Genomic DNA, 24,415 nt, shown 5'->3' on the forward strand with positions numbered 1-24,415 from the left:
AGTATTCGGAATTAGCTTCGCAGCCTTTTCTTCACTTTTTGGGGTATTTTTAGGATAAGCCCTCGACCGATTAGTATTGGTCAGCTCCATGCATTGCTGCACTTCCACCTCCAACCTATCTACCTCGTCGTCTTCAAGGGGTCTTACTAATTGGGAAATCTCATCTTGAGGGGGGCTTCACGCTTAGATGCTTTCAGCGCTTATCCCGTCCGTACGTAGCTACCCAGCCATGCTCCTGGCGGAACAACTGGTGCACCAGCGGTACGTCCATCCCGGTCCTCTCGTACTAAGGACAGCTCCTCTCAAATTTCCTGCGCCCACGACAGATAGGGACCGAACTGTCTCACGACGTTCTGAACCCAGCTCGCGTACCGCTTTAATGGGCGAACAGCCCAACCCTTGGGACCTACTTCAGCCCCAGGATGCGATGAGCCGACATCGAGGTGCCAAACCTCCCCGTCGATGTGGACTCTTGGGGGAGATAAGCCTGTTATCCCCAGGGTAGCTTTTATCCGTTGAGCGATGGCCCTTCCATGCGGTACCACCGGATCACTAAGTCCGACTTTCGTCCCTGCTCGACTTGTAGGTCTCGCAGTCAAGCTCCCTTATGCCTTTGCACTCTGCGAATGATTTCCAACCATTCTGAGGGAACCTTGGAACGCCTCCGTTACTCTTTAGGAGGCGACCGCCCCAGTCAAACTGCCCGCCTGACACGGTCCCCGTACCCGATTAGGGCACTAGGTTAGAACCTAGATACGATCAGGGTGGTATCCCAACGGCGCCTCCACCGAAGCTTGCGCTCCGATTTCTACGGCTCCCACCTATCCTGTACAGATCGTACCCAAATTCAATATCAAGCTGCAGTAAAGCTCCATGGGGTCTTTCCGTCTTGTCGCGGGTAACCTGCATCTTCACAGGTATTAAAATTTCACCGGATCTCTCGTTGAGACAGCGCCCAAGTCGTTACGCCATTCGTGCGGGTCAGAATTTACCTGACAAGGAATTTCGCTACCTTAGGACCGTTATAGTTACGGCCGCCGTTTACTGGGGCTTCGGTTCATAGCTTCGGGTTACCCCTAACCACTCCCCTTAACCTTCCAGCACCGGGCAGGCGTCAGCCCGTATACTTCGCCTTGCGGCTTCGCACAGACCTGTGTTTTTGCTAAACAGTCGCTTGGGCCTTTTCACTGCGGCCCCCTCGTGCTATTCACACTACCGGGGCACCCCTTCTCCCGAAGTTACGGGGTCATTTTGCCGAGTTCCTTAACGAGAGTTCTTCCGCGCGCCTTAGAATTCTCTTCTCGCCTACCTGTGTCGGTTTGCGGTACGGGCACCTTCTCCTGGCTAGAGGCTTTTCTTGGCAGTGTGAGATCATGACCTTCGCTACTACAATTTTCGCTCCCCATCACAGCCCAGCCTTAACGATGTGCGGATTTGCCTACACATCAGCCTCACTGCTTAGACGGACATCCATCAGTCCGCGTCACTACCCTCCTGCGTCACCCCATCGCTCATAGCGGATTACGGTGGTACAGTAATTTCAAACTGTTGTCCTTCGACTACGCCTTTCGGCCTCGCCTTAGGTCCCGACTTACCCTGAGCGGACGAGCCTTCCTCAGGAAACCTTGGGCTTTCGGCGGATCAGATTCTCACTGATCTTTTCGTTACTCATACCGGCATTCTCACTTGTGTAGTGTCCAGCGCTCTTTTCAGTACACCTTCAACCCCTACACAACGCTCCCCTACCCCAGATACATACGTATCTAGCCATAGCTTCGGTGGTGTGTTTAGCCCCGTTACATTTTCGGCGCAGAGTCACTCGACCAGTGAGCTATTACGCACTCTTTCAATGGTGGCTGCTTCTAAGCCAACATCCTGGTTGTCTGTGCAACTCCACATCCTTTCCCACTTAACACACACTTGGGGACCTTAGCTGATGGTCTGGGCTGTTTCCCTTTTGACAATGGATCTTAGCACTCACTGTCTGACTCCCGGCAATAAGTATATGGCATTCGGAGTTTGACTGAGCTTGGTAATCCTTGCGGACCCCGCACCCAATCAGTGCTCTACCTCCACTACTCTTATACCGAGGCTAGCCCTAAAGCTATTTCGGGGAGAACCAGCTATCTCCGAGTTCGATTGGAATTTCTCCGCTACCCCCACCTCATCCCCGCACTTTTCAACGTACGTGGGTTCGGGCCTCCAGTGCGTGTTACCGCACCTTCACCCTGGACAGGGGTAGATCACACGGTTTCGGGTCTACGTCCACATACTAAGTCGCCCTATTCAGACTCGCTTTCGCTGCGGCTCCACCTTCTCGGCTTAACCTTGCATGTTAAACGTAACTCGCCGGTTCATTCTACAAAAGGCACGCCATCACCCATAGATCGGGCTCTGACTTTTTGTAAGCACACGGTTTCAGGTTCTATTTCACTCCCCTTCCGGGGTGCTTTTCACCTTTCCCTCACGGTACTGTTTCACTATCGGTCGCCAGGTAGTATTTAGCCTTAGCAGATGGTCCTGCTGGATTCATACGGGGTTTCACGTGCCCCGCACTACTCGGGATCCGTCTCGGAGAGAATACAGTTTAGGTTACAGGGCTTTTACCTCTATCGCGGGCCTTTCCAGACCTCTTCACCTACCATATTCCTTTGTAACTCCATGTGAGACGTCCCACAACCCCTAAGAGCAAGCTCTTAGGTTTAGGCTGTTCCGCGTTCGCTCGCCGCTACTGACGGAATCACTATTGTTTTCTCTTCCTCAGGGTACTTAGATGTTTCAGTTCCCCTGGTCTGCCTCTACATTTCCTATGTATTCAGAAATGAGTAACTGCGAATTACCACAGCTGGGTTTCCCCATTCGGACACCCCCGGATCAAAGCTTGCTTACAGCTCCCCGAGGCAGTTTCGTTGTTCGCCACGTCCTTCGTCGGCTCCTGGCGCCTAGGCATCCTCCGTGTGCTCTTATTAGCTTAACCTTGATTCTTCCGAAGAAAAATCTCACTAATAACATTTACTTGTTTGCACAAGTTGCTAAAAGATGTTCTAAAACGCAAATTCGTTTCGGTATCCAGTTTTCAAGGATCAAGTTGAAAAAGTTATTCATTTAAAAATTTATGGTGGAGCCAAGCGGGATCGAACCGCTGACCTCCTGCTTGCAAGGCAGGCGCTCTCCCAGCTGAGCTATGGCCCCATAAAATTACTCTATAATGTTATATGGTGGGCCTTGGTGGACTCGAACCACCGACCTCACCCTTATCAGAGGTGCGCTCTAACCAACTGAGCTAAAAGCCCATATAACATATATAACATTGTGAATCAACCAATGAATTGGTTGTCCGCTTGGCAACGTCCTACTCTCCCAGGACCCTTCGGTCCAAGTACCATCGGCGCTGGAGGGCTTAACGGTCGTGTTCGGGATGGGTACGTGTGGAACCCCTCCGCTATCGCCACCAAACGCATACGAAAGAGACTTGCTCTTTCAAAACTGAACACGAGTGAGTGTTCGAACCCGAAGGTTCTATTGTGGAAGCTGAGCTTCCGATTTGAATGTCCTCATTGCAGAGAACGATTCTCCATAGAAAGGAGGTGATCCAGCCGCACCTTCCGATACGGCTACCTTGTTACGACTTCACCCCAATCATCTACCCCACCTTCGGCGGCTGGCTCCCTTGCGGGTTACCCCACCGACTTCGGGTGTTGTAAACTCTCGTGGTGTGACGGGCGGTGTGTACAAGACCCGGGAACGTATTCACCGCGGCATGCTGATCCGCGATTACTAGCAATTCCGACTTCATGCAGGCGAGTTGCAGCCTGCAATCCGAACTGAGACCGGCTTTGATGGGATTGGCTCCACCTCGCGGCTTCGCTTCCCGTTGTACCGGCCATTGTAGTACGTGTGTAGCCCAGGTCATAAGGGGCATGATGATTTGACGTCATCCCCACCTTCCTCCGGTTTGTCACCGGCAGTCACTCTAGAGTGCCCAGCTTAACCTGCTGGCAACTAAAGTTAAGGGTTGCGCTCGTTGCGGGACTTAACCCAACATCTCACGACACGAGCTGACGACAACCATGCACCACCTGTCTCCTCTGTCCCGAAGGCCGCCGCTATCTCTAGCGGATTCAGAGGGATGTCAAGACCTGGTAAGGTTCTTCGCGTTGCTTCGAATTAAACCACATACTCCACTGCTTGTGCGGGTCCCCGTCAATTCCTTTGAGTTTCAGTCTTGCGACCGTACTCCCCAGGCGGAGTGCTTACTGTGTTAACTTCGGCACCAAGGGTATCGAAACCCCTAACACCTAGCACTCATCGTTTACGGCGTGGACTACCAGGGTATCTAATCCTGTTTGCTCCCCACGCTTTCGCGCCTCAGCGTCAGTTACAGCCCAGAAAGTCGCCTTCGCCACTGGTGTTCCTCCACATATCTACGCATTTCACCGCTACACGTGGAATTCCACTTTCCTCTTCTGTACTCAAGCCACCCAGTTTCCAGTGCGACCTCAGGTTGAGCCCAAGGTTTAAACACCAGACTTAAATAGCCGCCTGCGCGCGCTTTACGCCCAATAATTCCGGACAACGCTTGCCCCCTACGTATTACCGCGGCTGCTGGCACGTAGTTAGCCGGGGCTTTCTTCTCAGGTACCGTCACTCCGGTAGCAGTTACTCTACCGGACGTTCTTCCCTGGCAACAGAGCTTTACGATCCGAAAACCTTCATCACTCACGCGGCGTTGCTCCGTCAGGCTTTCGCCCATTGCGGAAGATTCCCTACTGCTGCCTCCCGTAGGAGTCTGGGCCGTGTCTCAGTCCCAGTGTGGCCGTTCACCCTCTCAGGTCGGCTACGCATCGTCGCCTTGGTGGGCCGTTACCCCACCAACTAGCTAATGCGCCGCAGGCCCATCCCTCAGTGACAGATTGCTCCGTCTTTCATTCTTCTCTCAGGAGAAAAAAGAAATTATCCGGTATTAGCTACCGTTTCCGGTAGTTATCCCAGTCTGAAGGGCAGGTTGCCTACGTGTTACTCACCCGTCCGCCGCTAAGTTATTTTGAAAGCAAGCTTTCAAAATAACTCCGCTCGACTTGCATGTATTAGGCACGCCGCCAGCGTTCGTCCTGAGCCAGGATCAAACTCTCCAATTAGTATTGAAAAGAGCGATATGCTCATTTTGAAACATCTGACGAGAAAATTAATTCTCTAATTCGGATTTCACTTACGTGATTTCCCACTCACTCGTTGTTCAGTTTTCAAAGATCAATGTCTCTCATTTCGTCGTCGTTGTTTATCAGCGGCGACCTTTATAATATATCACAGTGTTAAGCTGTTTGGCAAGTCTTTTTTTTGAAAAATCTTTTTTTCAATTTTTCTTGCCTTCCGCTTCCCTTTTACACAAGCAAAAGGAGCGCGAGATATAATTTATCATGAGCACTCCTTTTTAGTCAAGCTATTTTATTAAATAATCTGAAAACTTTATAAAACTATAGCAATTCTCGTATATCTTCAGTGTTTATACTGAGAAGAACGCCCACCCCATGCATACTTCGAAAGCTCTTTCTGAGGAGCGAAGCGAGCATACATCCGGAATACAGTCTTATATCTATTAGCGATGGCGTGCCTGATATTTTGGTCCAAGCGCTGATCACTCAAATCTAACAGCATCTCATCTAGTTCTTTTCTCAAAACATAATCCAGTTCCTTGCATTCCTTTTCGTTAAACAACATTCCCAACATATGCTTGGCCTCCTTCATGAAGTTGCAATTAACACCTTCTCTAAACCCCCAAAACTTTTGTGCATAAACAGTAAGTAACATCTCATGGAGAAAGCTGCCTTAAGATCCTCTTACACTAGATTAACCGGAGTCCTCTTTTTATAACCATAATTATTAAAAATTCCCTTTATGGTTTCGTCTCGATTATATACTCCTAACCTTTTAGGCAATCCTTGGATGAACGCCCTTAATGTTATGCTCTATTCCCGGAAGTTTTATGATAAAAGTGAAAAAGTAATTGTACTTTCAATAATGGCTGCAACAAATAACAGGATTACAGTCCATATGGAAGCCGTAAGTGTTTGACGCATGAATGCAGACCAGTCTGCGCTTCTCTCCTCTTTTCTATCTGTAGATCGAAATAAACTTGAAATCACTTTCCCGCCAAAATGCAGTCCAAAGGCACAAGCGATAATGATTGCCGGAATCTCTATAATCCCGTGTGGCAGCAATCCTTTTACGATTAAATCGAACAAATCCTGTCCTTGCAGTGCGGATAAATGTATCAAGTAGCCAATTACCGCTCCGTTTATAAATAAGAATATAGCTGGCAATATGCCGAACAACGCTCCCAGGAAAATAATAACCACTCCCTTGATGGCGTTATTCAGAAATATAAATACAAAGAAGTTCCATTGCGGATTAGCGGTATCTCTTAAGTTCCCACTGATCTCACTAAGCCCTTCCAATTGCTGAACCAATAGTTTTTCCAGACTACTTGTCGCTACCCAGCCAACAACCGCTCCTATTACGAAGAGCAGACAGGATAGCAGCAAAGCCTTGCGGATCGATTTAATATCTTTAACAAACGTGAAGAACGACAACATAAATACCTCCTGAAATTGTGATCTCTGTTTCTTAGGTCATAACCCTGCGGTACGAGCATACATTTAGAACAAACAAGCATTTCGCATGGGAGAGGAGCGCTGTCATTAATGAATTCTTTTTATGTATTCAGCGGCAAAAAGATCAAAAGGTTCATCTATATCTTCGCCGCTGTGCTTCTTGCTGCTGGAGTTGTCTATGTCGAGAGGGGTAATATCACCGTTTTTTCTGAAGCTGGACCTTCTGCCATTTACAGTGTGCCAACAGAGAAGAAGCTGATTGCCCTTACCTTCGATATTAGCTGGGGGGAAAAGAGACCCGAACCAATTTTGAAGGTACTTGAAGACAAGAAAGTGGACAAAGCCACCTTCTTCCTATCGTCACCATGGAGTAAGACTCACCCGGATATTGTAACAAGCATTAAAAACGCAGGATTCGAAATTGGCAGTCATGGCCATAAACACGTCAATTACAGCACTCTAAGTAACGAAGAGATTCGCACTCAGATCACAACGGCTCACACTGTGCTTACAGAATTAACCGGTAAAGAACCAAATTTAATTCGTATGCCTAATGGTGATTTTGACAAAAGAGTTCTGCAAGTGGCCAATGATCTTGGTTACAAAGTCATCCAGTGGGACACAGACTCTCTAGACTGGAAGAACATAGGTGTAGACAATATCGTGAAGCGTGTAACGACTAAAGCACATCCTGGTGATATCGTTCTACTACATGCCAGTGATTCCTGCAAACAAACTCACGAAGCTCTTCCGCAAATTATCGATGAGCTCCGCAGACAAGGTTATGAATTCGTTACCGTCTCTGAGCTGATCAGCCAAAGCAACGCAGAGGGTAAAGAGGTCCGTGACTCAGCCTCACTAAATAGTGCCTTAGAGGATGCTGCTGGGCTGTAACGCTCCTCCCAATCTTAGGTACCGCAATAGATGTTGGTCTTATCCAAATATTAATGACGCGGGGAAATGAGCTCCGATATGTCGGGTGTGGGGGTATTCAGCTTCGGATAGCTCAGATCCAGACTCTCCAATGTCTTTACAACGATGGATAAGGCCAAATAGTTGCGGTACCATTGATGATTGGCTGGTATCCAGTACCAGGGTGCTTTATCAATACTAGACTCCTTAAAAACATCTACATATGCCTCTTGGTAATCATCCCAAAACTCCCGCTCCTGTAGATCACTTGCGTCGAATTTCCAGTGTTTTTTGGGATCTTCAAGCCGTTCTTTGATTTTCTTAAGCTGCTTTTCTTTTGAAATATGCAGAAAAAGCTTGATAATTGTCGTTCCCTCTTCCACCAGCATCTCCTCAAACTGCCGTATGTAACGAAAGCGGCGCTTCAAGTCATCCTTTTTCAGTCCCCCATGTACCCGCGGTACCAATACATCTTCATAGTGTGAGCGGTTAAATGCAGAGATGTAGCCTTTAGGGGGTGTCTTTTGATGCACTCTCCATAAGAAATCGTGAGCCTCTTCCTCCAGAGAAGGTTTCTTGAAGCTGGTCACTATAAAGCCTTGTGGATTAATCCCTGAAAAAATATGTTTAACTGTTCCATCCTTACCGCTGGAATCCATCCCTTGCAGAATTACGAGCAGTGAATGCTTTTTCTGTGCAAAAAGAATATCTTGAAGTTCTGCCAACCGTTCCTTTAACTGCTCTGTTTTGGCTTCTGCTTCTTTTTTTGATTTAAAATTACCTGTATCGTCCGGGTCCAGCTTGTTAAGCTGGATTTCATTTGTGTCTTTTATCATATAGCGCTTGATGTCCATATATTCCCCTCCTAAAAGTTTTGTGAGCGTTGCTACACTTGTATTACTTCGTACAAAACTCGCTTCGGAAGCATACGCTTAGTTTTGTGAGCGTTGCTACACACAAAGAATCCGCTCTATTGTTCTTTAAGATTAACCTCCTCCAGCGGATTTTAATCGTTAGGATACATTCTAGAGCAAAAAACCCCGTCTTCTGAAGGTCAGAGCACGGGGTTCATGATTTGCTGAATTCGCCCCAGCCTTTATCCGGCTGCCGGCTTGAGAATACGGTGAAGCATCAAAATTTGGAATGCATTACAGGCGATGAGCGGAACAACAATAAACACTGTCGCACTATCAACACCTATACGGAGCACGCCGATAATTTCCACAATTGAAATAGCTGTCATAAAAAAGAGGGTTGGAATCCAAGCTGAGATGTTTGTACTTTTCACTTTGTAATAAGACACAATAATGGCAGCTAACAAAATAAAGATTCCTAGTATTAGATCAGACAAGACACTTCTTTCCCCGCCAACGACGGTACGCAAAAAAATCAGTTCAAGCAATGCGAGCACAGAAAGCACTAGTTGTATGTATTTCCAAATTTTCGGCGGGAAAACACCATTGCCCATGTAATTCAAAATTAGATAAGCAAAAAAACCAAGTTGTGCATAAACACTGACAAGCATACCGTAGCCGAATAGTATCAGCGGGTATAAAAAGAAATCAGCGACACTTTTGAAATCAATTCGACCGTTCACGAATTGCAGTGCCAGACCTGCGATTACTGCTCCGCCCGCTCCTATTAGAAGGGTTGTCCAAAATAAATAAAACCATTTTTTTATACTCAGCCACTTCACCTCCCCTATGTCAGATTTATTTTACCAAGGATACCGACAAAACACCATTACATCAGCAACATAAATGTGTGTTAATGCGGCATAATACAACTGGAGAATCCTAATAAAGGAGGGCAGCGCCAATGAAATGGAGATTTATCGGATCTGTGGGTTTGGCTTTAAGCTTTGTTATGGCCTTAACGGCTTGCGGAAGTGAGCAGAGCAGTTCTTCTTCTGGTCAGGGCAGTTATAAAGAAATGAAGACCATGGTTATTGATATATTAAAAAGTGAAGATGGAAAAAAAGCGGTTGAGGAATCATTATCAAATTCCAGTTCTGGAGGCACCAGCGGAATGAGTATGAAAATGATGCCACTTCAAACAACAGAGGATATAAAAACCGCTGTTAAAGATACCCTCACTGCACCAGAATATCAAAAGGAAATCGAGAAAATTATGACTGATCCCAAATTCGCAGGTGATTTTGCTAAAGCCATTCAATCACAAAGCAAAGAATTACACCTGCAACTAATTAAAGATCCCACATATCAAAAATCCGTGGAAGAAATCATGAAGTCTCCAGAAATGATGACCATGTTTCTTAATCTCACCAAAACACCTGACTACCGAAAGCAATCCATGAAGACCATCCAGGAATCTATGCAGACTCCATTATTCCGGATGGAGGTATTGAATTTACTTAAAAAGGTCGTTCAGGACGAGCTCGAACCGAAGGAACAGAAAAAGGGCGGAGACAGCGGCGGTAAGCAGGAAGGCAGCGGCAGCGGTGGTGAAAGTGGCAGCGGTAGCGGCGATGATTCAAGCACGTAACAAAAAAGAGGCCTTATCCCACCTAACAAAGTGGGACGGCCTCTTTTTATGCACAATAATTAGTGCTCATATTTCGCAATCAGCTTATCGGCGATATCAGCAAACAACAACGCAGTTGCTGTATCTTCCTTGTATACGGAAGGTGAGAAATCCGGTTCAGAAATATGGTTGTCCGGTGCGCCCAATGGAACTTGTGCAAGCAGCTCCGTATGGAGTGTCTCCGCAAGCCGAGCGCCTCCGCCTCTGCCAAAAATATAATCTTTTTTACCGCAGTCTTTACACTCATAATAAGCCATGTTCTCAATGACCCCAATAATCTCATGTTCTGTCTGCAGAGCCATAGAGCCCGCTCTAGCCGCCACAAACGCTGCGGTAGCATGAGGGGTAGTAACAATAATCTCTTTGCTGTGAGGGAGCATCTGATGTACGTCAAGCGCCACATCACCTGTACCTGGAGGAAGATCAAGCAACATATAATCAAGTTCTCCCCAGCCCACATCACCGAAGAATTGGCGCAGCATTTTGCCAAGCATAGGTCCCCGCCAAATTACCGGACTATTCTCACGGATAAAGAAGCCCATAGACATGACCTTCACTCCGAAACGTTCCACAGGAATAATGATTCCCTCTTCTACAACGGGTCCCTCTTCGATTCCCATCATATCAGGGATGCTAAACCCATAAATGTCCGCATCAATCAATCCAACCTTTTTACCTTTTCTAGCCAAAGCTACTGCCAAATTCACAGTAACCGTAGACTTTCCAACACCGCCTTTACCACTGGCAATGGCGATAAAGTTAACACCAGAGTTCTCATTGATTAATTCATGATCGTCAAGGCCTGCTGCATGCCCCTTAAGTTTTCCCGGTTCATCAGCCAATGGCTCTTCCCCAGCACTCTCTCCGCGTAGCAGAGCACGTTCATAATCGGTTGCATCACGCAGCCGGATATGTACATTAGTGACTCCACCCGCCTCAAGTAACTCACGAACCCGTTGTTCTAGGTCCATGCGACTTTGCTCTTCAGGATCCAGACATACGATTGACAAAGAAATACGATCTTCTTTAATCATAATGTCACGGATCAGCTGTAGTTCCACAAGGCTTTTTCCGGTTTCCGGGTCTGTTATTGACTGCAGTATTTCCTGGATATGTTCCCTAGTCAGCATGGAAAGCACCTCTGTTTCCTTTCCGGAGGAGAATTCTTCCGGAGTTTTTGTCTATTATAGCATTACCCATCTCCTGATGAGTAGTCCCGGCTACTCGGAAGCATAACGAAGAATGCCACGATATATACTAGTCGCTACCTTGCGTTGATAAACATCATCTCCGAGCAGAACTGATTCCTGAGGGTGCGACAAAAAACCGACCTCTACAAGGATCGCAGGTATTTTTAATGCTTTTAGTAGATAAACAGTATTTACAGTCTTAGCTACACGATCAGTATTCTCCAGTGTAGTCTTCAGCTCACTCTGTACAAACTCTGCGATAGCTTTATTATCCTTGTGATTGGGATAGTAAAAGGTCTGCGCCCCGCTCCATCGGTTCGAAGGCACGCTGTTCATGTGAACGCTTATAAAAAGATCTGCGCCCTTCTCTTCAATGCTTCTTACTCTTTGCTTAAGATCTTCAGTCTTGCGCTTAGAATAGCCCTTAGTGCCCTCCTGAGCCAAATCATAATCCCCTTCACGGGTCATCACAACAATAGCCCCTGCCTGTTGCAGGTAATCACGTAAATAAAGAGAGACCGCGAGATTAATGTCTTTCTCAATTAGCCCTTCCCGGCTAACTGCCCCTCCATCTGCTCCCCCATGTCCAGCGTCGATAGCGATCACTTTACCAGACAAAGGAAGACTCCAATAGTTTAACGTTTTGGCAGTAGGCATGTCATACGCTATAATGCCGATCATTATAGCCAGCAGTGTCGCGCCCAGCATACATTTTTTGATACTGCTCCATGAGATCCAGACCGAGACTTTACTGTGTTTTCGGCCAGACATAACAAAGACCCCCTCGTCCCGATAGATAATACTCATCTATATGGGACAAGAAGGCCAAATAGTACTAGCTAACGATGATTAAGCTGTTACTTCTTGAGTCATGCCTTCAATTAGAATCTGCGCAACCTCAGGTCGCGTAAATTCAGGAGGCGGACATTGACCCTCCCGAAGCAAAGCCCGTACCTTTGTACCCGACAAAGTCATATGATCGTCGCCAGGATGCGGGCAGGTTTTACTGGAAGCCATATTTCCGCATTTTTTACAGAAGAAGCTGTGTTCAAAAAATAATGGAGTAATATCAAGTTCCTCAGCGGTAAAATTCGCGAAAATTTCTTGCGCTTCATAAGTTCCGTAGTAATCACCTACGCCCGCATGGTCACGTCCGACAATAAAATGGGTGCAGCCGTAATTTTTGCGAACCATAGCATGAAAAATCGCTTCTCTCGGACCTGCATAACGCATGGCCGCCGGGAAAACACCTAGAAAGGTACGATCCTCAGGATAATAATTCTCCAAAAGCGCCAGGTAGCTCTTCATTCGTACATTTGCCGGTACATCATCAGACTTCGTCTCACCCACTAGCGGGTTTAAGAACAGAGCGTCTACAACCTCCATAGCGCACTTCTGAATATATTCATGTGCACGATGAACTGGGTTACGCGTCTGGAAGCCTACAACTGTTCTCCAGCCCTTGTCTGCAAATATCTTACGTGTAGCTGAAGGGTCAAAATAAAATTCTCCGAACTTTTCTGGCTGTGGTCTATTCAGCACTGTAATTGGTCCTCCTACATAGGTAGCCGGTCGGACCAACAGCTTACTTACTCCTGGATGTTCACGGTCTGTTGTTTTGAATACATTTTGCGCTTCAAGGTTTTGATCAACCGTATAAATACTCTCAATATCCAATAAACCGTAGATCTCGCCATCCTCTTCACCGATTAGAGATACTTTGTCTCCAATAGCTAAACCAGAGGCCACATCCTCTTCTACAGCAAGTGTTATTGGAATGCTCCACACTGTGCCATCTGCTAAACGCATGTTTTTGACTACGGAGTGATAATCTTGTTCATTCAAAAATCCAGTCAGTGGAGAAAATGCACCTACCGCTATTAGATCCAAATCAGATAAAGTCCAGGTGTTCACGGCAATCGCCTTATATTCACGTGCAAGCTGCAGCAATTCTTCTCTTTCTGTACCCTCTACTACACGGTTAACTAATGTTCCGCCATGCGGACGTATTGAAGTCATTATCGTCTCTCCTTCTGGGTTCTCACGGGGATAGGTCTTACTTGTGTAATCCGCACTCAGTCTTCTCTGATCCAGCCCAACGTCCAGCACGCGGATCTTCACCAGGCATAACCTGACGCGTACATTGCTCACAGCCGATACTTGGATAGTTACGGTCATGTAGAGGGTTATAAATTACATCATTTTCACGAATATAGTTCCATACATCCTCGGTTGTCCAATCCGCGATTGGATTAAACTTAACCAAACCAAATTTATAATCATACTCAACCTTTTTGGCATTAGCACGGGTGGGTGCTTGGTCACGACGAATACCTGTAATCCAGGCTTCATATTGAGATAGGATACGAGTCAGCGGCTCTACTTTACGAATTCCACAGCATTGGTTAGGATCCACTGTCCATAACGCTTCACCGTGTTGAAGTGCTTGCTCCTGCGGAGTGATTTGTGGAGACACTCGTACGAACTCCAGTCCGTATTTATCTGCCATTAAATCTCTGGTCTCATAGGTTTCCTTAAAGTGATAATCTGTATCGAGATAAAAGACGTCTGTAGACGGACTAACTTTGTGAAGCATATCAACTAGCACTACATCTTCGGCACCAAAGCTGCAGGCAAAAGTAATGTTAGGAAATGTTTCTACAGCCCAGCGGATAATTTCCTCGGGTGAAGCAGTTTCTAATTCTTCGGCCTTAACTTTGATTAAATCCTCTTTCTCGAGCAGGTTCATTAAGGTATTCCTCCATCCAAAATATTAATCGTATGAATAAATGAGGTAAAAGAAGTAATAAAACCAACTAATTCTATATGAAATAGTATATAACTTTTACTGAGGAAGTCAATGCGTTTCAACCGTTAGAATTAGTAAATAGATGCAAAAAAAGCCCATTTCTTGTGGAAAGGGGCAATTAAAAATAAAACCCTCGGCCATAAGGCCAAGGGTTGAATTCTGTAGATATTAACGTTTCGAGAACTGAGGCGCACGACGTGCAGCCTTCAAGCCGTATTTCTTACGTTCCTTCATACGTGGGTCACGAGTCAGGAAGCCGGCTTTCTTCAATGCACCGCGATATTCAGGGTCAACTTTAAGCAATGCACGGGAGATACCGTGACGAATTGCTCCAGCTTGACCGGAAATGCCGCCACCATGTGCAAGAACGATTACATCGTAGTTGCCCAGTGTTTCAGTCAGGTTCAAAGGTTGTTTTACGATCATTTTCAGTGTTTCCACACCGAAATATTCGTCCATCTCACGTTTGTTAATGACAATGCGTCCTTCACCCGGTACAAGGCGAACACGTGCTACCGAATGTTTACGACGACCTGTCCCATAGTATTGTACTTGTGCCATGAAACTGTCCTCCTCTATTCTTATCCGCGAAGTTCGTAAACTTCAGGTTTTTGTGCTGCATGTGGATGCTCGGCGCCTGCATATACTTTCAATCTCAGCTTCATGTGGTCCCCTTGACGAGTCTTAGGAATCATACCATGAACCGCGAATTCAATTACGCGTTCTGGTTTAGTGTTCAGCAGAGTTTCAGCATTAGTAACTTTCAAACCACCTGGGTGCATCGAGTGACGGTAGTATTTTTTGTTTTGCAATTTTTTACCGGTCAAGTGAATTTTCTCAGCGTTGATTACGATAACGAAATCTCCTGTATCAACGTGTGGAGTGAATTGCGGTTTGTGTTTGCCACGGATCAAAGCAGCGGCTTCGCTGGCCAAACGACCGAGTGTTTTGCCTTCGGCATCAATAATGTGCCAATTGCGTTCAACTTCGTTCGGCTTCGCCATATAGGTGGTACGCATGAATGTTTCCTCCTTGTTCTCGTACGAAAATCTTCTGTTTCGTATATCTTGTTTCTCATTGAATTACGATTATGTGAGTTAAGCAAAGCATTTTTTTGGCATTTTCCTGATCGGGGCTGTGGGATAGCCATCAAGAAAACACAACTTTTATATTACAGTATAAACATAACAAGTGCAAGTGATTTTTAAACATTTAGCCTATTAATTAGGAAGAAATTTATAGAAAAAACTATTCACTTTCAATCTCGTCATATTCAACACTCCACAAAGCTAACCCCATGGCCACAGCTGTTGGACCAGCATGTGATCGATCACATGCTGCCAATATTTCAGCAACCTTATCAGCAGGTATTTTACCTTCCCCCACATGGATCAAAGTCCCCATAATAATGCGAACCATGTGCTGAAGAAATCCACTACCCGTTATATAAGTATGGATAACTCCTTGATCTGATGAAGAGGGTCGGCACATCCTGCGATCTACTTCCATATGAGCTTCAAAGATCGTTCGTACATGAGAAGTCTTCGTAGACCGTCGTGATGCAAACGAAGTGAAGTCATGTGTCCCTATAATTTGCGTTAAGCCTTGCTGCATCGCAGGAATATCCAACTTCACTGGATGGTGAAGCTGCCAGCGCCGTTGAAACGGATCTGGAAACCTGTTGCCATTAATCGTGTATCGGTAAGTTTTACGCTTAGCCCCTCTACGAGAGTGAAACGTTAGCGGAACTTCCCTAGCCTCTGTAACCACGATGTCTTGTGGCAGCCGGGCATTAAGCGCTAGACACCAACGTTCAGTTGGGATTCGGGAGGAGGTTGTAAAGTTAAAAGGCTGGCCATAGGCATGTACTCCGGCATCTGTGCGGCCTGAAGCAGTAATCTTAAGCTTCTCACCTGTCAGATGGAGTATGGCTTGCTCCAGCCGATCCTGAATCGTATTGCCCTGAGGCTGGGTCTGAAAGCCATCATAATTCGTTCCGTCATAATTGACCTTCATCAATAGATTACGCATTCCGTTCTCCTTTTTAAACCGGTCAGCAGAACGTCGATCGAAGCACTGTCTGATCTTCTATTTGAAGAAATGGCTTCGCCGTCCCTGAAAGGACGGCATCCATTTTTCATATATAGAACTACAAGTCCTATAGGATCCTTAATTTCAAAAAAAAGAGCCCCTGCGGGAGCTCCTTCAATTGAACCAAGGTGATTCCCACGGTTATTAGTACAGCAGAGTCTTGCGCCTCTGCAGCACAATAACGCTGATATTTCCCCCATCTTTACTCCAAAGAGGGCTGGATGAAAGGGAAGCATCGGAAATCAATACTTGTGATACTACGCGCGGTCTACCAATTCAAGATAAACCATAGGCGCAGCGTCGCCACGACGAGGTCCTAGTTTAAGGATACGAGTGTATCCACCTGGACGCTCAGTGTAACGAGGAGCAATGTCAGAGAACAATTTTTGAATTGCATCTTGTTCACCATCAACAGTCTCGCGGCGAACAAATGCAGCTACTTGACGACGAGCATGAAGATCACCTTTTTTAGCTTTAGTGATCAGCTTTTCAGCGATAGAACGAACTTCTTTCGCTTTAGCTTCCGTTGTTTGGATGCGCTCGTATAAAAACAGATCCGTTACCATGTCGCGAAATAACGCTTTACGCGCACTGGAATCACGGCCCAATTTTTGGTATGCCATTGTGTTTTCCCTCCTTTACTAAAGCAATCTGCAGCTATTCTTCTGTGCGGAGACCCAAACCAAGTTCCTCAAGCTTTTCCTGAACCTCTTCCAAAGATTTGCGACCAAGGTTACGCACCTTCATCATATCTTCTTCAGTCTTCGTGGTAAGCTCTTGTACGGTATTAATACCAGCACGTTTGAGGCAATTGTAGGAACGAACAGAAAGATCAAGCTCTTCGATTGTCATCTCAAGTACTTTTTCTTTTTTGTCTTCTTCTTTTTCAACCATAATTTCGGCGTCTTTCGCTTCGTCCGTAAGACCTACGAACAGAACGAGGTGCTCGTTCAAAATTTTGGCTCCGAGGCTTACAGCCTCTTCCGGTCTGATACTTCCATCTGTCCAAATTTCAAGCGTCAATTTGTCGTAGTTAGTCACTTGACCAACACGTGTATTGTCTATGCCGTAGTTAACGCGTGAAATTGGAGTGTAGATGGAGTCAACTGGAATAACACCAATTGGCTGATCGTCACGTTTGTTCCGGTCCGCTTGGACATAGCCGCGACCACGGCCTGCAAAAATACGCATATGAAGTCTCGCACCAGGTCCCAGCGTTGCAATGTGAAGATCCGGATTGAGGATCTCAACATCGCTGTCCGCACGGATATCACCTGCGGTAACGATGCCTTCCCCTTCAGCATCAATCTCGAACACTTTTTCCTCGTCTGAATGAATCTTCAGAGACAAGGCTTTAAGGTTCAGAATGATTTCCGTCACATCTTCCATTACGCCTGGAACGGTCGAGAACTCATGCAGAACGCCGTCAATTTGGACCGAAGTCACTGCGGCTCCTGGAAGCGAAGAAAGCAATATCCGGCGAAGCGAGTTCCCCAGAGTCGTGCCATACCCACGTTCCAGCGGTTCAACTACGAATTTCCCATAGGTACCTTCATCATTAGCTTCTACGGTCTCAATCTTCGGCTTTTCGATTTCTATCACGAGTTTACCCCTCCTTCAACGTCGCTCCTATATGAAACTGTCACCCCATCAGGTGCATCATGTAGTATGCCTAAACACCTATTATTAGCAGATGCGTCAGAATTATACCACATTCACAATACTGATTTCACTATACGCGACGACGCTTAGGCGGACGGCATCCATTGTGAGGAACCGGAGTTACGTCTTTAATAAGGTTAACTTCAAGCCCTGCAGCTTGAAGGGAACGGATGGCTGCTTCGCGGCCCGCGCCCGGTCCTTTAACCATAACCTCAACCGACTTCATGCCGTGCTCCATAGCTGCTTTAGCTGCTGATTCAGCTGCCATTTGCGCTGCGAATGGAGTGGACTTACGGGAACCTTTAAATCCTTGGCCGCCGGAGCTTGCCCAGGAAATTGCATTTCCGTGAGGATCCGTGATGGTAACGATGGTGTTGTTGAACGTGGAACGAATATGTGCCACGCCGGATTCGATATTTTTACGGTCGCGACGTTTGGTACGTACGACTTTTTTCGGTTTAGCCATTGTCTCTTATCCCCCCTTATTATTTCTTTTTGTTTGCTACCGTACGACGCGGGCCTTTCCGGGTACGGGCATTCGTTTTAGTACGTTGACCGCGAACAGGCAATCCACGACGGTGGCGAACACCGCGGTAACAGCCGATCTCAGTAAGACGTTTAATATTTAAGGAAATTTCACGACGCAGGTCACCTTCAACCTTAACCGTTTTGTCGATCGTTTCACGCAGTTTGCTGACTTCATCTTCCGTCAAATCACGGACACGTGTATTAGCGCTAATGCCTGTTTCATTAAGAATTTTCTGAGAAGTCGTTTTACCGATTCCGAAAATATAAGTCAAGGCGATCTCAACGCGTTTGTCACGTGGCAAATCCACTCCAGCTATACGAGCCATTTTACGCTACACCCCCTTCTTAACCTTGTTTTTGTTTGTGTTTCGGATTTTCGCAAATCACCATAACAGTCCCTTTGCGGCGGATTACTTTACATTTCTCGCAAATGGGCTTTACAGAAGGTCTTACCTTCATGTTAATTACCTCCTCAAAGTTTTGCGAAGCAAAACTTTTTTCGTAGTTCCCATCTATTTACGGTAAGTTATACGACCTTTTGATAAATCATAAGGCGATAACTGCACGACCACTTTGTCTCCGGTCAAAATACGGATAAAGTGCATCCGCAATTTACCGGATACATGGGCAAGTATTTGATGACCGTTCTCAAGCTCAACCTTAAACGTTGCGTTTGGCAACGGTTCAAGGACAGTACCTTCTACTTCAATGACATCTTCCTTAGCCACAGTTAGTCTCCTTTCTCATCAGCACTTATTCCGGTGGGTCCAGCATACTTCATGACTGCGAATCGCAGCTTTCCGTTTGTTACCCGCCCAGTTTCCTTCAAACTGTCCACAACCTCACTGCTGATGAAGGGTATGAGCTCAAGATGAAGAATATTCTTCTTCTTTGGCCCATCAAACTTACGTTTGTCTCCATCTGCAATGTATACAAATCTGCTATCAACAACTGCGATAACAACGGCTGCCTCTCCGGCATCTTTGCCTTTGAGAATTCTCACTAATTGACCAACCTGCGGGCTGCTCACAGTATTCAAGTGGAGATCACCTACGCATTCAGTTTTGTGAAAATTTCCATGCCGTCCGGAGTAACTGCTACTGTATGCTCGAAGTGAGCACATAGTGAGCCATCAACCGTAACGACAGTCCAGTTATCTTCCAGTGTTCTGACATGTCTCTTTCCTGCGTTTACCATCGGCTCAATCGCGAGCACCATACCCGGTTTCAGACGTGGTCCGCGGTCCGCTATGCCATAATTCGGAATTTGCGGTTCTTCATGCAGTTTTGCCCCAATACCATGACCAACATACTCACGTACGACTGAGAAACCAGCCTCTTCGATGTATTGCTGAATAGCATGGGAGATTGTAAACAAGCGCACATCCGGCTTAACTAACGCCAGTCCCGCGTACAAGGAGCCTTCCGTAACGTCCAGCAAACGCTGAGCCTCTTCGGAAATGCTGCCCACACCGTAGGTCCAGGCGGAATCACCGTGATAACCGCGGTACTCTGCACCGATATCCAGCGTAACAATATCGCCTTCGATCAGTTTACGTTTACCTGGAAATCCATGCACTAATTGTTCGTTGACTGAAGCGCAAATGCTGGCAGGAAAACCGTTGTAGCCTTTGAAAGACGGCACAGCATCTTGACTGCGAATGTATTGATCGGCGATTCTGTCGAGCTCGCCCGTTGTAATGCCAGGCTCAATGGCCTGAGCAATAAGACGGTGACTCTCGGCAACAATTCGACCAGCTTCCCTCATAAAGGCAAGTTCCTGTTCGGATTTACAAATGATCATTACATTAACCCCGCATTAAAGACACGATTTCAGAAGTAACGACATTAATTTCGTTTTCCCCGTTTACCTGACGCAAAAGACCTTTATTATCATAAAATGCAAGCAGCGGCGCTGTTTTATTATCATACTCATCCAGGCGCTTGCCTACACTTTCTTCGTTGTCATCCGGACGTTGATATAATTCACCGCCATCAATGTCGCAAATGCCATCTTGCTTCGGCGGGTTGAAGATTAAATGGTAGGATGCTCCGCAAACGCTGCAGATACGACGTCCAGTAAGACGCGCCATTAGCAATCCACGGTCAACATTCAAGTTGATGACATGATCCAAAGAAGTGTTCAAACGGCTAAGAATATCATCCAGCGCTTCCGCTTGCGAAAGAGTTCTTGGAAAACCATCCAATAGAAATCCTTTTTCGCAATCGGACTGCTGCAACCGTTCTTCGACTATCCCAATGGTCACATCATCTGGTACAAGCAAACCTTGATCTATAAATGATTTGGCCTTCAATCCTACCGGAGTTTCCTGTTTGATTGCCAAACGGAAAGCATCTCCTGTCGAAATATGAGGAATACCAAATTCTTTAACGATTTCTGCCGCTTGTGTTCCCTTGCCTGCCCCAGGAGGGCCCATGAATAAAATGTTCACGATTTCTCTCTCCCCCCAAAAGTTCGCCACCAAGCAAGAAACAGCATAATAGGTGCCGGGAAGAATAAAAACTTAAGCTTCACCGGAACCTATCACCTATTTATTGATGAAGCCTTTGTAATGGCGTTTGATCAATTGGCTCTCGATCTGCTTCATAGTATCCAATGCCACACCGATTACGATCAGCAGTGATGTACCGCCAATTCGAACTTCTTTAGGCAATCCAGATAAAGCACCGAAGAACATCGGCAGAACAGAGATCAAAGCTAGGAACAAAGCGCCGGACATAGTCAGACGAGACATTACTCTAGTCAGATATTTCTCTGTAGCTTTACCAGGACGGATACCTGGAATGTAACCACCATTCTTCTTCATGTTATCGGCCATCTGCTGAGGATTCATCTGCACGAACGTATAGAAGAACGTGAACCCGATGATCATCACTACATACAGAAGCATACCAAGTGGAGCATCGGTTGCTAAATACTTAGCAATCCATTGAGCCCAGGCATGTGTTGACCAGAAACTGGAGAGAACAACTGGGAACTGAAGCAATGATACGGCGAAGATTACCGGAATTACACCTGCCGCATTAATTTTCAATGGGATATGTGTATTCTGTCCACCGTACATTTTATTGCCGACTACGCGTTTAGCGTATTGAACAGGAATCTTCCGAATACCTTGCTGTACGAAGATAACTGCTGTAATAATCGCTACAATCACAATCAGCACGATAACGACTTTAAGAATATTCAGGAACACCTGATCCGGCTGAATAAAACTTGAGTTAGCCGTACTTGTGATATATCCCGGAATGGCGGCGACGATTCCCGCAAAAATCAGGATCGAAATCCCGTTCCCGATTCCCTTTTCGGTAATCTGTTCACCAAGCCACATCAAGAAAGAAGTACCCGCCGTCAAGATAATGGCAACCAGCAAGTAATCAGCAAATGTCGCATTCGGCATCATTTGAGTTCCATAAATCCGGTTAAACCCTATCGACGTAGCAAAACCTTGGATCAGGGCTAATATCACTGTACCGTAACGAGTGATTTGCGCCAATTGTTTTTTCCCGTGCTCCCCTTGTTTAGCCCATTCAGCAAACTTAGGAACAACATCCATCGACAGCAATTGCACGATGATGGATGCTGTAATGTACGGGTAAATACTGATCGCAAATATCGAGAAGTTTTTGAGCGCTCCGCCCGAAAAGGTGTTCAAGAGTCCCATCAAAGCGTCACCGCTCTGATTTGCTGTTTGCAGTACATCTTTGTTCACACCAGGAACCGGAACAAACGAACCGATACGGTAGATAATCAGAATGAACAAGGTAAACAGGATCTTTTTGCGCAAATCTTCAACATGCCAGATATTCTTAAGCGTCTTGAACATTAGATCACCTCGGTTTTACCGCCGGCAGCCTCGATTTTCTCTACCGCAGATTGAGAGAACTTATTTGCTTGTACAGTCAATTTTACGGTCAACTCACCGTTGCCGAGAATCTTGATGCCGCTTTTGGAATTCTTGACAACACCAGTTTCAAGCAACAACTGCGGAGTCACTTCAGTTCCTTCTGCAAAGCTATTCAGATCTTCCAGGTTCACAATCGCATACTCTTTACGGGTAGGATTGACGAAACCACGTTTAGGCAGACGACGATAGAGCGGATTTTGTCCACCCTCGAAGCCCGGACGAACACCACCGCCAGAACGTGAGTTTTGACCTTTGTGACCGCGACCGGAAGTTTTACCATTTCCGCTACTAGGACCACGACCAACGCGATTGCGTTCTTTGCGGGAACCAGGAGCTGGAGCAAGTTCATGTAACTTCATCGTTTGCACCTCCTTATGTTTGTTAATTTATGCGAGGCGATTAGCCTTCAATTTCAGTTACAGATAGCAAGTGACTCACTTTATTGATCATTCCGCGAATTGCAGGACTGTCATTGTGAACCACTGTCGTGTTGAGTTTACGCAGGCCGAGCGTCTTAACAGTAACACGTTGTGTTTCTGGACGTCCGATTACACTACGTACGAGGGTAATTTGCAATTTTGCCATTGACGTTCCCCTCCTTAACCGCGCAATTCTTCGACAGATTTGCCGCGAAGTTTCGCGACCTCTTCAATGCGTTTCAGACGGGAAAGTCCCTCCAAAGTTGCATTGACCATGTTCATGGAATTCGAAGAACCCAGTGATTTTGTCAAAATGTCGCCAACGCCTGCCAATTCCAATACCGCACGAACTGGACCGCCAGCGATAACGCCAGTACCCTCTGATGCTGGTTTCAGCAACACGCGTCCTGCGCCGAAGTGTCCAGTAACGAGATGGGGAATCGAAGTTCCTACGATTGGGATGTGAATCAGGTTTTTCTTGGCGTCTTCAATGCCTTTACGGATGGCATCCGGAACTTCGCCGGCTTTACCGATACCAGCACCGACGTAGCCGTTGCCGTCGCCCACAACAACAAGTGCACTAAAGCTGAAACGGCGTCCGCCTTTTACAACTTTTGCAACACGGTTAATGTGTACAACTCTTTCTGTCAGTTCTAAACTGTTCGGATCTACACGCAAGTCGTTAACCTCCTTTTAAGAATTATTCTAGAATTCAAGACCAGCTTCACGAGCTGCATCAGCCAATGCTTGAATCCGTCCATGGTACAAGTAACCTCCGCGGTCGAATACGACCACTGCATATCCTTTTTCTTTGGCACGCTCAGCGACCAATTGGCCAACTTTCGCTGCAGCTTCAACGCTACCGCCATTACCGATGTTAGCGCTCAGATCTTTATCAAGTGTAGAAGCGGATACGATAGTAACCCCTTTAACATCATCGATCAGTTGAGCGTAGATGTGTTTCGAAGAACGGAATACGTTCAAACGTGGACGCTCAGTAGTTCCCTGGATCTTCTTACGAACACGCAGGTGTCTTTTGAGACGAGCCTTGTTTTTATCTTCTTTTGTAATCATGACTTCCCTTTCACTCCCTTCAGTTTGCCGTAAACAGCTTCACTTTAAGATGCACGGGGTATCTTACAATTAAGTTTAAACTGGTTATTTCTTCTTACCAGCTTTACCTTCTTTGCGGATGATACGCTCGCCTTCATATTTGATACCTTTACCTTTATACGGTTCTGGTTCACGAACGGAACGGATTTTAGCAGCGTATGCGCCAACGCGTTCTTTATCGATACCTTTAACGATGATCTTCGTGTTCGCAGGAACTTCGAACTCGATACCAGCTTCCGGTGTAATTTCAACCGGGTGGGAATAACCAACGTTCAGAACGATTTTATCTCCGGATTTGCTTGCACGATATCCGACCCCAACCAGTTCCAGAGATTTCGAGAAACCTTCAGTCACACCTGCTACCATGTTGTTGACAACGGAGCGGGTTGTGCCGTGAAGTGAACGATGCAATTTGTTATCCGACGGGCGAACAACGGTAATTTCGTTATTTTCAACTGTAACCTTCATGTCTTTATGAAGCTCACGAGTCAAAGAACCTTTTGGACCTTTTACTGTAATAACGGCGTTGTCCAAAGTGACATCTACACCGCTAGGTACTGCGATTGGTTTGCGACCAATACGAGACATGTGTTGCACCTCCTTATCTT

Annotated in this window: 28 protein-coding genes, 2 tRNA genes and 3 rRNA genes; 2 read left to right on the forward strand and 31 right to left on the reverse strand. The window is 46.2% G+C overall.

The window, feature by feature from the left end:
- Positions 1-50: 50 nt before the first annotated feature.
- The 7 genes from MHH60_RS10825 to MHH60_RS10855 form a co-directional block, all read right to left on the reverse strand.
- Positions 51-2,977 (reverse strand): 23S ribosomal RNA (locus MHH60_RS10825).
- Positions 2,978-3,116: 139 nt separating this feature from the next.
- Positions 3,117-3,192, reverse strand: a tRNA-Ala gene (locus tag MHH60_RS10830).
- Positions 3,193-3,216: 24 nt separating this feature from the next.
- A tRNA-Ile gene (locus tag MHH60_RS10835) sits at positions 3,217-3,293 on the reverse strand.
- Between the two features lie 46 nt (positions 3,294-3,339).
- Positions 3,340-3,456: ribosomal RNA gene (gene rrf / locus MHH60_RS10840) — 5S ribosomal RNA — on the reverse strand.
- 124 nt (positions 3,457-3,580) lie between these two features.
- Positions 3,581-5,138, reverse strand: a 16S ribosomal RNA gene (locus MHH60_RS10845).
- Together the 16S, 23S and 5S rRNA genes with 2 tRNA genes alongside form the textbook arrangement of a ribosomal RNA operon.
- A gap of 358 nt (positions 5,139-5,496) precedes the next feature.
- A complete protein-coding gene (locus MHH60_RS10850; RefSeq protein WP_036680631.1) occupies positions 5,497-5,727 on the reverse strand; it encodes a hypothetical protein in 231 nt (76 codons plus the stop codon).
- Between the two features lie 254 nt (positions 5,728-5,981).
- The gene (locus MHH60_RS10855; RefSeq protein WP_076138447.1) at positions 5,982-6,593 is read right to left on the reverse strand and encodes a stage II sporulation protein M; all 612 of its coding nucleotides are present in this window, start codon (positions 6,591-6,593) and stop codon (positions 5,982-5,984) included.
- Positions 6,594-6,701: 108 nt separating this feature from the next.
- Between MHH60_RS10855 and pdaB the strand changes: the two genes are divergently transcribed.
- A complete protein-coding gene (gene pdaB / locus MHH60_RS10860) occupies positions 6,702-7,505 on the forward strand; it encodes a polysaccharide deacetylase family sporulation protein PdaB (RefSeq protein WP_036680629.1) in 804 nt (267 codons plus the stop codon).
- 50 nt (positions 7,506-7,555) lie between these two features.
- Here the strand turns inward: pdaB and MHH60_RS10865 are convergent, their stop codons facing one another.
- Together MHH60_RS10865 and MHH60_RS10870 are read right to left on the reverse strand one after the other, a co-directional pair.
- Positions 7,556-8,377: a PPK2 family polyphosphate kinase gene (locus MHH60_RS10865; RefSeq protein ID WP_052097348.1), complete on the reverse strand. Its 822-nt coding sequence runs from the start codon at positions 8,375-8,377 to the stop codon at positions 7,556-7,558.
- Positions 8,378-8,619: 242 nt separating this feature from the next.
- Complete coding sequence (locus tag MHH60_RS10870; protein ID WP_076138448.1) at positions 8,620-9,210, reverse strand: KinB-signaling pathway activation protein; 591 nt, start codon at positions 9,208-9,210, stop codon at positions 8,620-8,622.
- A gap of 131 nt (positions 9,211-9,341) precedes the next feature.
- Here MHH60_RS10870 and gerD point away from each other — a divergent pair, with 131 nt between their 5' ends.
- Positions 9,342-10,028 carry a spore germination lipoprotein GerD gene (gene gerD / locus MHH60_RS10875; protein ID WP_076138446.1) on the forward strand — a complete coding sequence of 229 codons (687 nt, stop codon included), beginning with the start codon at positions 9,342-9,344 and terminating at the stop codon, positions 10,026-10,028.
- Between the two features lie 59 nt (positions 10,029-10,087).
- Here the strand turns inward: gerD and MHH60_RS10880 are convergent, their stop codons facing one another.
- The 22 genes from MHH60_RS10880 to rplF all read right to left on the reverse strand — a co-directional run bounded on the left by MHH60_RS10880 (position 10,088) and on the right by rplF (position 24,395).
- A complete protein-coding gene (locus tag MHH60_RS10880) occupies positions 10,088-11,197 on the reverse strand; it encodes an Mrp/NBP35 family ATP-binding protein (protein ID WP_076138445.1) in 1,110 nt (369 codons plus the stop codon).
- Between the two features lie 90 nt (positions 11,198-11,287).
- Positions 11,288-12,028, reverse strand: a complete 741-nt coding sequence (gene cwlD / locus MHH60_RS10885; protein ID WP_038573445.1) for an N-acetylmuramoyl-L-alanine amidase CwlD — start codon at positions 12,026-12,028, stop codon at positions 11,288-11,290.
- A gap of 78 nt (positions 12,029-12,106) precedes the next feature.
- Complete coding sequence (gene sat, locus MHH60_RS10890; RefSeq protein ID WP_076138444.1) at positions 12,107-13,276, reverse strand: sulfate adenylyltransferase; 1,170 nt, start codon at positions 13,274-13,276, stop codon at positions 12,107-12,109.
- Positions 13,277-13,313: 37 nt separating this feature from the next.
- Positions 13,314-14,006, reverse strand: a complete 693-nt coding sequence (locus MHH60_RS10895; protein WP_076138443.1) for a phosphoadenylyl-sulfate reductase — start codon at positions 14,004-14,006, stop codon at positions 13,314-13,316.
- Between the two features lie 228 nt (positions 14,007-14,234).
- On the reverse strand, positions 14,235-14,627 hold the full coding sequence (gene rpsI / locus MHH60_RS10900) for a 30S ribosomal protein S9 (protein ID WP_025706574.1): 393 nt from the start codon (positions 14,625-14,627) through the stop codon (positions 14,235-14,237).
- Between the two features lie 20 nt (positions 14,628-14,647).
- A complete protein-coding gene (gene rplM / locus MHH60_RS10905) occupies positions 14,648-15,085 on the reverse strand; it encodes a 50S ribosomal protein L13 (RefSeq protein WP_036680589.1) in 438 nt (145 codons plus the stop codon).
- Positions 15,086-15,314: 229 nt separating this feature from the next.
- Positions 15,315-16,097: a tRNA pseudouridine(38-40) synthase TruA gene (gene truA / locus MHH60_RS10910; RefSeq protein WP_076138442.1), complete on the reverse strand. Its 783-nt coding sequence runs from the start codon at positions 16,095-16,097 to the stop codon at positions 15,315-15,317.
- A 317-nt stretch (positions 16,098-16,414) separates the two neighbouring features.
- Entirely contained in the window at positions 16,415-16,780 is a 366-nt protein-coding gene (gene rplQ, locus MHH60_RS10915; protein WP_019908254.1) for a 50S ribosomal protein L17, read from the reverse strand.
- Between the two features lie 34 nt (positions 16,781-16,814).
- Positions 16,815-17,759 carry a DNA-directed RNA polymerase subunit alpha gene (locus MHH60_RS10920; RefSeq protein ID WP_036680585.1) on the reverse strand — a complete coding sequence of 315 codons (945 nt, stop codon included), beginning with the start codon at positions 17,757-17,759 and terminating at the stop codon, positions 16,815-16,817.
- A 130-nt stretch (positions 17,760-17,889) separates the two neighbouring features.
- Positions 17,890-18,285, reverse strand: a complete 396-nt coding sequence (gene rpsK, locus MHH60_RS10925) for a 30S ribosomal protein S11 (RefSeq protein ID WP_019908251.1) — start codon at positions 18,283-18,285, stop codon at positions 17,890-17,892.
- A gap of 19 nt (positions 18,286-18,304) precedes the next feature.
- The gene (rpsM, locus tag MHH60_RS10930; RefSeq protein ID WP_036680583.1) at positions 18,305-18,673 is read right to left on the reverse strand and encodes a 30S ribosomal protein S13; all 369 of its coding nucleotides are present in this window, start codon (positions 18,671-18,673) and stop codon (positions 18,305-18,307) included.
- A gap of 19 nt (positions 18,674-18,692) precedes the next feature.
- Positions 18,693-18,806, reverse strand: a complete 114-nt coding sequence (gene rpmJ / locus MHH60_RS10935; protein ID WP_003322638.1) for a 50S ribosomal protein L36 — start codon at positions 18,804-18,806, stop codon at positions 18,693-18,695.
- A gap of 53 nt (positions 18,807-18,859) precedes the next feature.
- Positions 18,860-19,075 (reverse strand): translation initiation factor IF-1, encoded by a 216-nt coding sequence (gene infA, locus MHH60_RS10940; RefSeq protein ID WP_036652996.1) that lies wholly within the window; start codon positions 19,073-19,075, stop codon positions 18,860-18,862.
- A 2-nt stretch (positions 19,076-19,077) separates the two neighbouring features.
- Positions 19,078-19,386 carry a KOW domain-containing RNA-binding protein gene (locus MHH60_RS10945; RefSeq protein ID WP_036680581.1) on the reverse strand — a complete coding sequence of 103 codons (309 nt, stop codon included), beginning with the start codon at positions 19,384-19,386 and terminating at the stop codon, positions 19,078-19,080.
- Between the two features lie 11 nt (positions 19,387-19,397).
- Positions 19,398-20,150 carry a type I methionyl aminopeptidase gene (gene map / locus MHH60_RS10950; RefSeq protein WP_038573450.1) on the reverse strand — a complete coding sequence of 251 codons (753 nt, stop codon included), beginning with the start codon at positions 20,148-20,150 and terminating at the stop codon, positions 19,398-19,400.
- Between the two features lie 4 nt (positions 20,151-20,154).
- Positions 20,155-20,799 carry an adenylate kinase gene (locus MHH60_RS10955; protein WP_038573451.1) on the reverse strand — a complete coding sequence of 215 codons (645 nt, stop codon included), beginning with the start codon at positions 20,797-20,799 and terminating at the stop codon, positions 20,155-20,157.
- A 96-nt stretch (positions 20,800-20,895) separates the two neighbouring features.
- Positions 20,896-22,194 (reverse strand): preprotein translocase subunit SecY, encoded by a 1,299-nt coding sequence (secY, locus tag MHH60_RS10960; protein ID WP_076099614.1) that lies wholly within the window; start codon positions 22,192-22,194, stop codon positions 20,896-20,898.
- A complete protein-coding gene (gene rplO / locus MHH60_RS10965; RefSeq protein ID WP_036680569.1) occupies positions 22,194-22,634 on the reverse strand; it encodes a 50S ribosomal protein L15 in 441 nt (146 codons plus the stop codon). Before rplO ends, secY begins: the two co-directional genes overlap by 1 nt.
- A gap of 40 nt (positions 22,635-22,674) precedes the next feature.
- Positions 22,675-22,860 carry a 50S ribosomal protein L30 gene (rpmD, locus tag MHH60_RS10970; protein ID WP_036680567.1) on the reverse strand — a complete coding sequence of 62 codons (186 nt, stop codon included), beginning with the start codon at positions 22,858-22,860 and terminating at the stop codon, positions 22,675-22,677.
- A 14-nt stretch (positions 22,861-22,874) separates the two neighbouring features.
- Positions 22,875-23,372: a 30S ribosomal protein S5 gene (gene rpsE, locus MHH60_RS10975; protein ID WP_036652980.1), complete on the reverse strand. Its 498-nt coding sequence runs from the start codon at positions 23,370-23,372 to the stop codon at positions 22,875-22,877.
- A gap of 27 nt (positions 23,373-23,399) precedes the next feature.
- Complete coding sequence (gene rplR / locus MHH60_RS10980) at positions 23,400-23,768, reverse strand: 50S ribosomal protein L18 (protein WP_036680564.1); 369 nt, start codon at positions 23,766-23,768, stop codon at positions 23,400-23,402.
- Between the two features lie 84 nt (positions 23,769-23,852).
- Positions 23,853-24,395, reverse strand: coding sequence for a 50S ribosomal protein L6 (gene rplF / locus MHH60_RS10985; protein ID WP_036680562.1), 543 nt, complete (start codon positions 24,393-24,395; stop codon positions 23,853-23,855).
- Positions 24,396-24,415 lie beyond the last annotated feature (20 nt).

This window comes from Paenibacillus sp. FSL H7-0716 (genome assembly GCF_038002705.1).
Taxonomy (GTDB): Bacteria; Bacillota; Bacilli; order Paenibacillales; family Paenibacillaceae; genus Paenibacillus_AQ; species Paenibacillus_AQ odorifer.